Annotated in this window: 10 protein-coding genes; 8 read left to right on the forward strand and 2 right to left on the reverse strand. The window is 37.3% G+C overall.

Annotated features, from left to right (window positions below; all coding sequences use genetic code 11):
• The first annotated feature begins 1 nt into the window (after window position 1).
• Window positions 2–994: an SIS domain-containing protein gene (locus tag ACFIKG_RS03680; RefSeq protein ID WP_375626709.1), complete on the forward strand. Its 993-nt coding sequence runs from the start codon at window positions 2–4 to the stop codon at window positions 992–994.
• Between the two features lie 276 nt (window positions 995–1,270).
• On the opposite strand, the gene ACFIKG_RS03685 is transcribed toward ACFIKG_RS03680, so the two are convergent.
• Window positions 1,271–1,630 carry a hypothetical protein gene (locus ACFIKG_RS03685; RefSeq protein ID WP_375625583.1) on the reverse strand — a complete coding sequence of 120 codons (360 nt, stop codon included), beginning with the start codon at window positions 1,628–1,630 and terminating at the stop codon, window positions 1,271–1,273.
• Between the two features lie 252 nt (window positions 1,631–1,882).
• Between ACFIKG_RS03685 and ACFIKG_RS03690 the strand changes: the two genes are divergently transcribed.
• The 3 genes from ACFIKG_RS03690 (at window position 1,883) to guaB (ending at window position 6,892) form a co-directional block, all read left to right on the forward strand.
• Window positions 1,883–3,268, forward strand: a complete 1,386-nt coding sequence (locus tag ACFIKG_RS03690; protein WP_375651792.1) for a sigma-54-dependent transcriptional regulator — start codon at window positions 1,883–1,885, stop codon at window positions 3,266–3,268.
• Between the two features lie 402 nt (window positions 3,269–3,670).
• The gene (locus ACFIKG_RS03695) at window positions 3,671–5,242 is read left to right on the forward strand and encodes a phospholipase D family protein (protein WP_375625585.1); all 1,572 of its coding nucleotides are present in this window, start codon (window positions 3,671–3,673) and stop codon (window positions 5,240–5,242) included.
• A gap of 150 nt (window positions 5,243–5,392) precedes the next feature.
• Window positions 5,393–6,892, forward strand: coding sequence for an IMP dehydrogenase (gene guaB, locus ACFIKG_RS03700; RefSeq protein ID WP_375626712.1), 1,500 nt, complete (start codon window positions 5,393–5,395; stop codon window positions 6,890–6,892).
• 177 nt (window positions 6,893–7,069) lie between these two features.
• Here guaB and ACFIKG_RS03705 read toward each other — a convergent pair whose 3' ends face one another.
• A complete protein-coding gene (locus tag ACFIKG_RS03705) occupies window positions 7,070–7,216 on the reverse strand; it encodes a hypothetical protein (RefSeq protein WP_169728634.1) in 147 nt (48 codons plus the stop codon).
• 502 nt (window positions 7,217–7,718) lie between these two features.
• Here ACFIKG_RS03705 and ACFIKG_RS03710 point away from each other — a divergent pair.
• The 4 genes from ACFIKG_RS03710 (at window position 7,719) to ugpB (ending at window position 13,886) form a co-directional block, all read left to right on the forward strand.
• Complete coding sequence (locus tag ACFIKG_RS03710; protein ID WP_375625587.1) at window positions 7,719–9,005, forward strand: RsmB/NOP family class I SAM-dependent RNA methyltransferase; 1,287 nt, start codon at window positions 7,719–7,721, stop codon at window positions 9,003–9,005.
• 132 nt (window positions 9,006–9,137) lie between these two features.
• Window positions 9,138–10,694: a glutamine-hydrolyzing GMP synthase gene (gene guaA, locus ACFIKG_RS03715; protein WP_375649190.1), complete on the forward strand. Its 1,557-nt coding sequence runs from the start codon at window positions 9,138–9,140 to the stop codon at window positions 10,692–10,694.
• A gap of 170 nt (window positions 10,695–10,864) precedes the next feature.
• Window positions 10,865–11,587 carry a glycerophosphodiester phosphodiesterase gene (locus ACFIKG_RS03720; protein ID WP_375626715.1) on the forward strand — a complete coding sequence of 241 codons (723 nt, stop codon included), beginning with the start codon at window positions 10,865–10,867 and terminating at the stop codon, window positions 11,585–11,587.
• A 964-nt stretch (window positions 11,588–12,551) separates the two neighbouring features.
• Window positions 12,552–13,886 (forward strand): sn-glycerol-3-phosphate ABC transporter substrate-binding protein UgpB, encoded by a 1,335-nt coding sequence (gene ugpB / locus ACFIKG_RS03725; RefSeq protein ID WP_375651793.1) that lies wholly within the window; start codon window positions 12,552–12,554, stop codon window positions 13,884–13,886.
• Window positions 13,887–13,915 lie beyond the last annotated feature (29 nt).

Raw genomic sequence — 13,915 nt, forward strand, 5'->3', positions numbered from 1 at the left:
TATGATAACACCGTCTCCTCATATGGCTTTGCAAGGTGCAGTTGCATCAGCGCTTAAAACACTTGCCAGTGAAAAGCAGGGGCTTGAAGCCCTTGAAAAATCTCTTCTGGGAACTCTTTCTTCTTCTGTTGAAGCGGCTGTTCAAACTATTAGAAAAGCTCGTGGACATGTGGTCATTACTGGTCTTGGGAAAAGTGGTCATATAGGGACAAAAATTGCAGCAACCCTAGCTTCAACTGGAACGCCTGCCTTTTTTGTTCACGCTGCAGAAGCCAATCATGGTGATCTTGGTATGATTGGATCTGATAATGTTATTCTTGCTTTATCATGGTCTGGTGAAACTCAAGAGTTAAGTGGTATCATAAGTTATGCGGCGCGTTTTCGTATCCCCCTTATTGCGATGACATCAAGTGAGTACTCTGTATTAGGACGACAAGCTGATATTGTTTTATTATTACCAAAGATAGAAGAGGCTTGCCCCCATGGTTTAGCCCCTACAACTTCAACAATTATGCAATTGGCAATGGGAGATGCATTAGCGGTTTCTCTTTTAGAAATGCGTGGTTTTACCGCAACGGATTTCAAAATATATCATCCTGGTGGTTCTCTTGGTGCAAGCCTTAAATACGTGTGTGATATTATGCATGAGGGTGATAATATGCCTTTGGTTATGCAGGGAACATCTATGACTGAAGCGATGAATGTTTTGGTGGAAAAGCATTTTGGTTGTGTTGGTGTTGTGAATCAAGAAGGCGAACTAATTGGAATTGTAACCGATGGCGATCTTGCACGTAACATGCATTTTAATTTATCAAAATTTAATGTTGACGAGGTGATGACCAAAGCTCCTAAAGTTGTAAAACCAAATACACTTGTTGGTGCAGCAACAGCTTTTATTAATGATCATCATATTGGTGCATTTTTCGTGGTTGAAGATAAAAAACCGATAGGAATTGTTCATTTTCATGATCTTTTGCGCATTGGCGCTGCTTAGATTAAAGTTCCCTATCAAATAAAATGTTATTTTAGGTTAAAATAGATTGAATGATACAAAGTAACAATTTTATTGTGAGGTGGCTTTACTGATATTTGGTGGAAGAAAATGATTATTTTATGCATTTCATAATGTTTAGAAAATTTTCAAGGTAAAAATTATATCCGTATCTTTGCGTATTTTAGAGAGGATTTTCTATCAGGAGGAGAAAGGATCACCTCCTGTTTAATGTATGTGCTCCCTCTGTTCTTAAGAGAGGCTTCCTTTGTACCTTGTCTAAGATTTCCGCTTAAGGAAAAACTGTGCTCCTGTATGCGAGGTGCAGAGAAGTTGTGTGGCATCATATGACACTGTACAATTGACTCTAGAAATTGTTCCACGGAGAATAGAGCGTATTTCAATTTCTATATTTTGGGCATTGAGATAATTATATACCCCTTCTGATAGTTTTTCTTCTGTATCTGCTGCACGCGTTTCAAAAACACCATTGTGGAAAGAAGAAATAATACCATTCTCATCAACCCATTTTCCATCAATTCCAGTTGGCATATTTGAGTTATAATATTGCGAAAAGCTACAGGCACCTAACAGCAAGGTGGTAATTGTAAGACATAAAATATGATAGGTATGTTTCATTTATTGCACTCTATTTAGATTATTTTGCTCTCTAGCTTTTATAACATTATCAAATACTCCATGAGTCAATATGAAAAATTTGATGAAAATCAATGAAAAAGCAAAAAAATGGAAAAAAATGCCTTAATGTTGTATTTAATTAACAGCTTGATGAAGTTCGTAAGTGAAACACAAGAGGTGAAATATTTCTTATGGTTTACAACAATTTTTATATTAAGCTGCTGAGTAGTCTCAAAGGAGATTATTGACATTATGGTTGGTCCTATTCTTGTTGCGAGTGAAGATTATGGAAGACGGATAGAACTTTCTGCTATGCTGCGAGGTTTTGGCTATCGTGTCATTGAAGCAGAAAATGGTCTCCGTACGATTGATCTTTTACACAGGCGTAAAAACATTGTGCTTGCACTCCTTGATGTCGTTATGAGTGATTTGAGTGTGAGCGATTTAATTAAAATGATTAGAGTTGCTGGTGTTTCTGTTCCTATTGTCGTTATAGCACAACAAGAGAATCAGAATTTACTCCAGAAAGCTTTAACAGCTGGAGCTATTGATTATTGGATCCACCCAGTAACATTATTACGCGTAAGGGTTACTTTGGATATTCTTGCTCTTATTTCTGCCTTGGAGCATGAAGTTAGAGATATTCGGCGAAAAAAAGAGAATCATTTACGGTTTTCTGATCTTTGCATAAAAAGTAGAGCTATGCAGATAGTGTTAGAACAATCGAGACAAGCAGCAACTTCTTTACAGAATCTTTTGATAGAGGGGGAAGTTGGAACAGGACGTGAAACATTAGCTCGGATTATTCATCATGAGGGATTATTCTCGGAAGGTGTTTTTATTCGCTTTCAATGTTCAGCCATTGTTGATCCAGAAGAAGAAAATCAGCAGTGGTTTAAAGAATTCCTACCATTGGTTTCTTCTCTTGAGAAAGGGACACTTTGCCTTTGTGATATTGATCGACTTGAGCCCATACAGCAAAAACGGTTCGCTCATTACCTTAAAGAAAGGGAAAGGAATACAAAAGGAGATTTTTTCCCTTTTCGGATCATTGCTATTTCAACATCGCGTTTAAAGGATTTGGTTAAAGAGAACTTTTTTTTGCATAGTTTGTTTGAACAATTTTCTCACTTGTCTATTAGCGTCCCTGCTTTGCGAGAATTAAGGGATGATTTTCCAGAGATCACACAACGTTTGATTGATCGCATTATCACCGAAACAGGGCGATCACATGTCCATGGTTTAGCAGGATCTGCTCTTTCCTTGCTTATGCAGTATGATTGGCCTGGCAATAGAAATGAGCTTGAAAACTTTTTATTTCGTGCGATTTTACTCAGTGAAGGACCGTTATTAACTGTTCGAGATTTTCCGCAATTAATGGGAAATCCATTAATGAATGTTCCCAATATCATTGAGGGTGCTATGCAAGAAGATAATGAACAAGAATCGATAAAATTTTTGAATACAGATGGGCATGTGCGTACTTTTGCAGAGATGGAACATGATATTATCGAGAAAGCGGTCAAACATTATAAAGGACATATGAGTGAGATTGCGCGCCGCCTTCATATTGGTCGCTCTACACTTTATAGAAAAATGGAAGAATTACGAGCAATAAGAAATCAAGAACGAAAGTAAAATTCATAACAAATCTCTCTTCATGACAAGCATGAGTTTCAAAAAAATAGAGTGGATTTTGATAAAGTCCGTGGGGGGGCTTAAGAAAACAATCATTTATTGCAAAATTTATCTATAGAGGATGATTTTGTAGATTTAAAACAAATATAAATTTTATGTGACTATTTTAATCGTCTGTTTCAGTTTATACAATTTTAGTTAAGTTTATATTTATTAAAGCAGAGAGGCATTTTTAAAAACTTTTAAATACTACCGCTAAAATTTTTGTATCATCAATATTAAATTTATACTCTCTTAAGCAAGAAGTGGCATTTTATCTGCTACACGGTTAAGATAAAGTGATTAGGATTATCGTTTGCATTACTGATGATGCGATAGCTTAAAATAGAAAGTTTGTCCTCTTTGACTCTTTTACATATTGTTATTGGTTTTGTTCTCTTTTTTTTTATTGCATCTATGTTGGCAATCTACACTTATGGGCGTTTTGTGAAAAATGCTAGGGGGCAATGTTCTTATGCGTTACCTATTCAGAAAGATGAAACTAAGCTTGATCGTATCGTCAGTCAATTAGCTGAGGAAGAAAATGGATTGGGGATTGATAAAGATGCTCTTTCCCTCATTATCAGCAATTTGGACGCGTTTTGCGTTCGTGCAATAGGAGCTGCAGAGGCTGGGCGTAGCCTTGATCTGATGTATTATATTTGGGATGATGATTTAACAGGGCGTCTATTATTAAGTGAAATAGTTAAGGCAGCGGATCGGGGTGTTCGGGTACGGCTTCTTTTGGATGATATTAACGCTCAAGCACGTGATCCAGCTTATATTGCGCTAGATAAACACCCTCATATTGAGGTGAGAATGTTTAATCCAGGACGATCGCGTAAAGGTGGATTACGCCGTGGTTTAGAGATTATATTACGGGCGATTACTGTTACACGTAGAATGCATAATAAAGCTTTTATTGTTGATGGTAGGATCGCTTTTGTAGGAGGACGTAATCTTGCAGATTCTTATTTTGATGCTGGTGAAGAATCCCATTTTCGAGATTTAGATTTGATGTTAATCGGACCCTCTGTTAAAAAGGTGGAAAGCATTTTTGATGATTTTTGGAATAGTGCTGTTGTTTTGCCAATTCATACTTTGGTTGTTCCTAAAAGCGCAAGTGATCTTAGCTATTGGAAGGATAAATTACAAAAATTTCGGGATTCCAAGGTTGCAAAAGTTTATTTAGATTATGTCAAACAGCACATTAATTTTGATTGTTTTATTCAAACAGGAAGGCGGTTATTTTTAGCAGACAAAGTTGTTGTTCTTTCTGACCCTCCAGAAAAAGCATTGCGTAAAAAAGCAAGCAATTGGCTTATGAAGGCACTTTCAAAGGTTATTGGAAATGCCCAAAAAACGGTTCAGATTACGTCACCTTATTTTGTTCCTGGTAAGGTTGGAACGCAGAATTTTAGTAATTTGGTTTCAAAGGGTGTTGATGTAAAAATTCTGACGAATTCTTTAGCAGCTACTGATGTAGCACTGGTGCATGGGGGTTATGTATCGTATCGTAAGGCGTTGTTGAAAAGTGGTGTTAAGCTTTATGAATTAAAATCGGAGGGCAACACCCATGGATTACGGTTGTTTCGATCGAGTAAGGCAAGTTTACATGCCAAAGCTTTTTTAATTGATCGTAAAACAGCTTTTATTGGATCTTTAAATTTTGATCCCAGATCAGCATCATTAAATACAGAAATGGGCATTCTTTTTGAATGTGCTCCCATTACAGCAAGATTAGATTTGTTGTTTTCTGAAGAAACAACAGGAGAAATGAGTTATCATCTGCGTCTTGGTGATAATAATCGTATTTATTGGGATTTTATTGAAAATGAAAAAAAATATAGCATTGACCATGAGCCAGAAAGCAATTTTTGGCGTCGCACATTTACAAAAATAATAAGTTGGTTACCTATTGAATCACAATTGTAAATTTTTATAAACCACACTTAAAAAAAATATTTATTTTTCTTTTCATTTTGTTTGTAGCATGGCATAATTTTTTGCCAATCTACCATGTATGAGAACCGCAGTTGTATTTTAAAGCTCCTTGCGGTGTTTTATTATAAAAGGAATTTTGCTATGGCAAAGATTGTTGAAACGGGGACAGGTGCATTGGCACTGACTTTTGATGATGTACTTTTACAGCCCGGTCATTCTCTTGTTATGCCTAGTCAAGTGGATCTCAGTACGCGCATTGCAGCGGATATTAAGCTCAATTTGCCATTGCTTTCTGCTGCAATGGATACGGTAACAGAATCGCGTTTGGCAATTGCTATGGCTCAAGCTGGAGGTCTTGGAGTTATTCATCGTAATATGTCTCCTGCAGAACAGGCAGAAGAAGTCCGCCAAGTAAAAAAGTTTGAATCTGGTATGGTTGTTAATCCGGTGACAATTGGACCAGATGCAACACTTGAGGAAGCGAAATCTTTGATGCGCTCTCATGGCATTTCAGGTATTCCGGTTGTTGAAAATAGTGTTAAAGGTGAGACAGCAGGACGACTTGTTGGTATTTTGACCAATAGAGATGTTCGTTTCGCATCGGATCCAAAACAAAAAATTTATGAATTAATGACGCATGAAAATTTGATCACGGTGCGTGAAAATGTCAAACTTAATGAAGCAAAATATCTTTTACATCATCATCGTATTGAAAAATTATTAGTTGTGGATGAACAAAATCGTTGTGTCGGACTGATAACAGTTAAGGATATTGAAAAAGCAAAATTAAATCCAAATGCTGCTAAAGATTCTCAAGGGCGTTTGCGTGCTGCAGCAGCCAGTAGTGTTGGGAATGGAGGGATTGAACGTGCTGAACGCCTCATCGACGCGGGTGTTGATGTGTTGGTTATTGATACAGCGCATGGGCATTCTCAACATGTGCTAGAAACTGTTGAACGAATTAAAAAGATGGCTTCCTCTCTAGCTGTTATTGCTGGGAACGTAGCAACTGCTCAAGCAACGCAGGCATTGATTGACAGTGGTGCAGATGCGGTAAAAGTTGGTATTGGTCCTGGCTCTATTTGCACAACGCGTATTGTTGCTGGTGTCGGTGTTCCTCAACTTGCAGCCATAATGAATGCTGCAGAAGTTGCTGAAAAAGCGGGCATTCCCATCATTGCAGATGGTGGAATCAAAGCATCAGGTGATTTTGCTAAAGCTTTAGCTGGTGGGGCTTGTGCAGCGATGATTGGATCTCTTTTAGCAGGTACAGAAGAAAGTCCTGGTGAAGTTTATCTCTATCAAGGCCGATCTTTTAAAGCCTATCGTGGTATGGGATCTGTTGGTGCTATGGCACGAGGATCGGCAGATCGCTATTTTCAAGATGATGTTCGTGATGAACTTAAGTTGGTTCCTGAAGGTGTGGAGGGGCAGGTGGCTTATAAAGGTCCTATAGCATCAGTTCTACATCAGCTTGCTGGTGGACTTCGTGCTTCAATGGGATATGTTGGAGCAAAAGATCTCGTAGAGTTTCGTGAAAAAGCAACATTTGTACGTATTACGAATGCGGGACTCCATGAAAGTCATACGCATGATGTTTCTATTACACGGGAGAGTCCCAACTATCGTGGGCCAGTTTAAAGATATAAGAGCATAATGTCATATCGCATAAATTTAAATCTTCCGAGAACGAGAAAGGAAGACTGCGCTTTTTCTGTTTGTGATTTGGTGTAATAATCCCAAAAAGGAAAGAATTAGAGGTCAAAACTCTAACTCTTTCTGTTAAGACTATATGAAATAATTTATATAAAATTAGAATTAACTTTTTGTAGTCTTCCGTCCTGTCTTTGACGCACGTTGGCGAGTGTTTGTCTGATCACTTTGGACGGATTTCTTTCCGTTGTTTGAGGGCATTGTGTTATGACGGCTTTTAGATGAAGTTGTTTTTTCATTATTATAAGTCATTATTTTCTCCTTTTAAATTGTCTGGCAGTTGCCAGTAGAGTAAAAACGGTCATGCCAAATAGTGGTTCCAAGCATTTTCTAAAAAGTTAATTTTTTGGTGAACGTAAGATAAACTTTTTTAATTTTATGAGAAGATTTTTTCTATTTTTTCAGAAGGATAGCCATAAAAGATGGGAGATATTTGATTTTTTCTGCTATTCAGATAATCCTCATAAATTTTATTTAAAGAGTTTATTTTTTTCGTAATGCATGGCGGAAATAAGGTCTTTATGGATAACTGCGTATCTTTTAGTATAAGAGGTAGAGGGATAAAAAAGTGAATGGGCAGAAGATGAAAGGAAAAATCTAGATACTCTAATATTGGATCTTATAAAAAGTATGATCAAATCATTTTAATGTTGAATGTAAATTTTTAATGGCTTTGAGAAGGTTTTATTGGCAAGAAGAAGATAATATTATTTTTTTAGATGATTTAATTTTATTATTTTAATGGGAGAAATGAATGCGATTAGGTGGGCGTTTGCAAGCAGCAATAGATGTTCTCAAAGAGATAGAAATGAAGCATCGCCCAGTAGGAGAAGCTTTAAAGGATTGGGGCCTTTCTCATCGCTTTGCTGGAGCAGGTGATCGCGCAGCTATTGGTACAATCGTTTATGATGTGTTAAGACGACGCTATTCTTTACAATGGCGTATGGAGAGTGATGATATCCGAGATATCGCTTTTGGTGCCTTATTAGATTCTGGAAAAATGACGCTGGAGCAAATTGACGGTGAGTTGGCAGAAGATCGGTTTGCACCGCAGTTATTAGGAGCTAAACAGCGTAAATCCTGGCAAGGTCAGCAATTAGTGGATGCTCCAGACTATATTCGTGGTGATATCCCGCAATGGTGTCAAGCGCATCTTCGTCCTTTATTTGGTGATAATTGGATCACTGAAGCGGCTGCGTTAGCAACGCGTCCTTCTTTAGACCTACGGGTAAATAATCTAAAAGCAACACCAGAAAAGGTGTTGAAAGAATTAGCAAAAACCAAACTTAAATCTTTGCCATGGTTTGGGCAAGCTTTAAGAATTGCACCGATTGAAAAGTTTAACCGTCATCCTCATATTCAAGTGGAACCAGCTTTTCAAAAAGGACACTTTGAAATACAGGATTTAGGATCTCAAATTGTTGCTCACCTTGTGGAAGCGCAAGAAAGCATGCAGGTATTAGATTATTGTGCAGGTGCTGGGGGCAAAACATTAGCTTTAGCTTCTGATATGAACAATCGTGGGCAGATTTATGCTTATGATTCAGACAAAGCTCGTTTGGCTCCTATTTTTGATCGTCTTCGACGCGCTGGTGTTCGTAATGTACAAATACGAGTGCAAAGAGAAGAATTAAAACCATTAACAGGTCAGATGGATAGAGTTCTACTAGATGCGCCATGTAGTGGGACAGGAACATGGCGTCGTCGTCCAGATGCGAAATGGCGTTTAACATTAGAACAGGTGAAACAACGCCAAACAGAACAGAGGGCTATTTTGAATGAAGCGATAGCTTATCTTAAGCCAAAGGGGCGCCTAGTTTATATTACCTGTTCTCTTTTTACAGATGAAAATGAGAAACAAATTTCCCATTTCCTTCAACAACATTCTCATTTTGCTCCAATAGATATGCCAGCGCTTTGGCAGAAACATTTTAGTTTTTCTCCTGTGCAACCAGTTTTTTCAAATTATGGACTTACTTTGTCGCCAGCCACAACACAAACAGATGGGTTCTTTTTATCTGTGTTGCAAAAAAAACATTGATCTATATTTTTGCATTTTTTATCATAAATTTTATGAGAATAATCTTTTTCTTAAGAAAACAGGCTTGTGAAAAGAGAAAGATTGAATCATAACTCTCATGAGTTTTCTTTTACAATTGTTGATTGGTTTTCTATGAGCATATCGCATCCAGACACTGTTCTTATTATTGACTTTGGTTCACAAGTTACACAACTTATTGCACGACGGGTACGAGCAATGGGGGTATATTGTGAAATTGCTCCTTTTCAATTAGCTTTAGAAGCTGTGCGCCGCATAAATCCTAAAGCTATTATTTTATCAGGGAGTCCTTATTCCGTTATTGATGAGGGCTCTCCGCGTGCTCCAATGGAAATTTTTGAGGTGGGTATTCCGATTCTGGGTATTTGCTATGGTGAACAAGTCATGTGTGTTCAGCTTGGAGGAAAGGTTGAAGCTGGACATGAGCGTGAATTTGGGCGTGCTTTTTTGAAAGTGCAAGAAGAGAGTGCCCTTTTTGATGGAGTGTGGGAAAAAGGTTCTTGTTATCAAGTATGGATGAGCCATGGTGACCGTGTGGCAGCTTTACCAGAAGGTTTTCATGTCATAGGGACCTCAAACGGAGCTCCCTATGCGGCTATTGCTGATGAAAAAAGGCATTTTTATGCAGTACAGTTTCATCCTGAAGTTATCCATACACCAGATGGTACAAAACTTTTGCAAAATTTTATTCATAAAATCTCTGCTATTAAAGGTAGTTGGTCAATGGCTTCTTATCGTGAGCAGGCAATTGCTACGATACGAAAAAAAGTTGGGAAAAGTCGTGTGATTTGTGGTCTTTCAGGAGGAGTGGATTCATCTGTTGTAGCGGTACTCCTTCATGAAGCCATAGGAGATCAACTGACATGCATTTTGGTAGACCATGGGCTGATGCGCAAGAATGAAGCAGAAGAAGTTCTCACGCTCTTTCGTGATCATTATAATATAGAGCTTATTCACGTTAATGCTGCCGATATATTTCTTAATGCTTTAGAAGGTGAGACAGACCCAGAAAAAAAGCGCAAAACGATTGGTCGCCTTTTTATTGAAGTTTTTGAAGAAGAAACTAAAAAAATAGGAGGTGCAGAGTTTTTAGCACAAGGGACGCTTTATCCAGATGTTATTGAGAGTGTGTCTGCTATTGGTAAAACGGTAACCATTAAAAGTCATCATAATGTGGGTGGGCTACCAGAACAGATGAATATGAAACTTGTAGAACCGTTGCGTGAGCTCTTTAAGGATGAGGTTCGCTTGCTAGGGCGAGAGTTAGGATTACCAGAGCAGTTTATTGGTCGCCATCCTTTTCCAGGTCCAGGTCTTGCAATTCGCTGTCCAGGTACTGTAACCCGTGAAAAATTAGAAATTCTACGTGAAGCAGATGCTATCTATCTTGAGGAAATCCGTAAAGCTGGTCTTTATGACGAAATTTGGCAAGCTTTTGCTGTTCTTCTTCCTGTTCAAACTGTTGGCGTGATGGGGGATGGTCGCACTTATGAATTTGTTTGTGCTCTTCGCGCCGTCACATCTGTAGATGGAATGACTGCTGATTTTTATCCCTATGATATGGCGTTTTTAAGTAAGACGGCAGCACGTATTATTAACGAAGTTAGAGGGATTAATCGTGTTGTATATGATGTAACCTCAAAGCCTCCTAGCACTATTGAATGGGAATAATTAAAATGAAGGATAAGTCTTTTTAAGAATAAAATATGACTGAGGGTTTGATATTCGAAAAGTGTAGAAAAAATCATTTAAAAATGATAGTGTATTTTCATATGATATAAGCCGGTATCTGGCAATCTGTACGCTAATATCGTTTAAAATTGAGAAGTGCGGAATTTTGCATGTCTGAGAAAAAAATTGTTGCACACCGTGGTGGAGCTCATCTTTATCCTGAAAATACTCTTTTGGCATTTAATAATGCTATAGCGTTAGGTGTTGATGAAGTTGAGTGCGACGTTCATTTGCTGAAAAGCGGTGAAGTGGTTGTCTTTCACGACTTTCGTCTAGACCAATTGGTTGGAAAAAAGGGGTATATTCACGACATTGATAATGAAACACGCAAACAACTCTGCGTAAAAGGAAGCCAAGAAGCACCTCCCTTATTAGAAGAGGTGCTTGATCTTTTAACACCAACGAATATCGCATTGCATCTTGAAATCAAGACATGTGGTGAAGTGGAGCGTGAAACAATATTATCCCAAAAAGCGCTTGCGCTAATAAAAAGCCGAAATTTATCAGAACGGGTTTCTGCAATTAGTTTTGATCCTTTGATCCTTCGTCCTTTTATTGAAGCAGGAATATCATCTGGTCCATGTGTTGATAATTTTGAAGGTGATATGTACCGTCATTTTTCTGAATGGAAGCAATTAGGTTATTCTGATCTAAGTTTAGATGGCTCTATTGTTTCACAGGACTTTATTGAATCAGCTCTTGAGGCTGGTTTTACTGTAGGGGTATGGACAATTAATGGAAAAGCTCGGTTATCACATTGGCTTGACATGCCTGTACATTATATTACGACAGATCAACCTGATCTCGCATTGCAATTGCGTGCGCAAAGGTAAAAAATACATCAATACAAAGAGAACTATATATCCTCATAAAGCTAGCGTAATGAAAGAAGAAAAAATATCGAATATATAACAATAATACATTGATTTATAATGATGATTAATAGTTTATTCATGTGAATAAGAGACTTTAATACGTAGGATTCTCTTATTTCGAATCTTTTTACAATGAATCAATCAAAATCATTCGTTTGCACATTACAAGCAGGGTTGGTGTGTGGATAAAAGATTATTGAAAAAAGAATAAAAATATTCATTTAACGTATTTAAAATGCAAGACTTGTTAAAGCATTAGGATCTCATATAATGATGTCGTTTTGCACTTTTATGAAGTGAAAATGATAGCATGCAAAAAGTCTTATATACTTTAGTGGAGAGGTTTTATAGCTTATTTTATAGGCGCTATCATGAAATGTAGATGTATTGAAAGATTTTTTAACAGCATGGAAATTGGTCATAAAATGTCATTTTGTTTTGCGTGAGGGGCATGATTTCACTACAAGGAAGGAGACTATTAAGCGCTTCAAAATGATTTTCTTAATTTTAAGAAAATTTCTATTTATCTCTTTGTTAAATTCAGGAGAAATATCGTGTTAAAGTTATAAGCCGAAACTTATAAGATAAATAACAAAAGAATAAACAATTCTTTAAAAAAAAGTAAATCCAAATATTAAAATAGTCATTGAGTGACATTTACGATCTACATCTTTTTACCAAGTGACTTTGCTTATTTAAGCCATCTCACTTTTTTCAGATAGTTATAAACGCGTATCTCGTTAATATATAAGAAAGCTTATAAAAGAAAACGAAAAAATTTAAACAAATTCATTTGACCTTTTGGTGGTTCCTGTTTAAATGAAAGAATATATTTCTGAAATAAGACTGTCATAGCATGTTCATGTGTAATACTATAAATTTAGGGGTAGTTTGTATTCCATCACTTCAGAAAGGGTGAACCATGAGTCGTTTTTATCTTTCCATAGCGGCCACGGTTGCTATCATAATGTCCACAGCGGGAATAACAGCAGGTTTTGCGCAGACAAAAATCAGCTTTTGGCATTCTATGAGTGGTGAATTAGGAAAGCAAACTGAAAGTCTCATTAACGATTTTAATGCAAGTCAATCTGAGTATAAAGTTGTTCCTTCATTTCGCGGCGAATATGAAGAGGGGTTGATTTCACTCATTGCGGCATTTCGTGGAAAGAAACAGCCAGTTCTTGCCCAAATTTATGACGTTGGTACTGGAACTATGATGGCTGCAAAAGGTGCAATTTATCCATTTTATCAACTTATGGCTGATACAAAACAAGAATTTGATCTTACAGATTATTTCCCTGCTATTAGTGGTTATTACTCCGATGAACAGGGGCACATCGTCTCTATGCCATTCAATATTTCAACTCCCATTCTTTATTATAACAAAGATATCTTTAAAAAAGCAGGGCTTGATCCAGAACAGCCTCCTAGAACATGGCAAGATATAGAAGACTTTTCCAAAAAAATTCTTGAGACTAAAGCGGCAACTTGCGGTTTTACGATGGCTTATGCTGCTCAATGGATTGGTATAGAAAATTTTTCAGCGTTGCATAATGTTCCTTTTGGAACGAAGGAAAATGGCTTTAAAGGACTTGATTCAGAACTTACATTTAATGGACCTTTACAAGTGCGTATGTGGACTGACCTGAAAAAGTGGTCTGATCAAGGTATTTTCCGTTATGGTGGTCCAGCAGGTGCATTAGATTCAACACCAATGTTTATGGCACAAAATTGTGCAATTTTTATGCAATCTTCAGGATCACATGCTGGAATTGTTTCTGAAGCTCAGTTTAATGTGGGGGTTGGTATGCTACCTTACTATAAGGATACAGAAGGAGCACCACAAAATTCAGTTATTGGGGGCGCTTCTATTTGGGCGTTTAAGGGCCATACCCCAAAGGAATATGCAGGGGCAGCTGCTTTTCTTAAATTTCTTTCAAAAACAGAAAATCAAGCAAAATGGCATCAGGAAACAGGTTATCTTCCAACCACAAAAACGACTTATGAATTGAGCAAAAAACAACATTTCTATGAAAAAACGCCAGGTGCGGATATAGCTATCAAACAGATTAATCTTAATCCACCAACAGTTAACTCGAAAGGGATAAGATTTGGTAATTTACCACAAATCCGTGCCATTCTTGATCAAGAGTTGGAAGCTGTTCTTAGTGGTTCAAAAACACCGAAAGATGGTTTAGATGAGACCGTTGAACGTGGAAATAAACTCTTGCGTGAATTTGAAAAATCTAATCATTAATTTTGTTTTATTGTTAGACATTAAAGACT

It is taken from the genome of Bartonella sp. LB28NMGDW, from assembly GCF_042194435.1.
Taxonomy (GTDB): Bacteria; Pseudomonadota; Alphaproteobacteria; order Rhizobiales; family Rhizobiaceae; genus Bartonella; species Bartonella grahamii.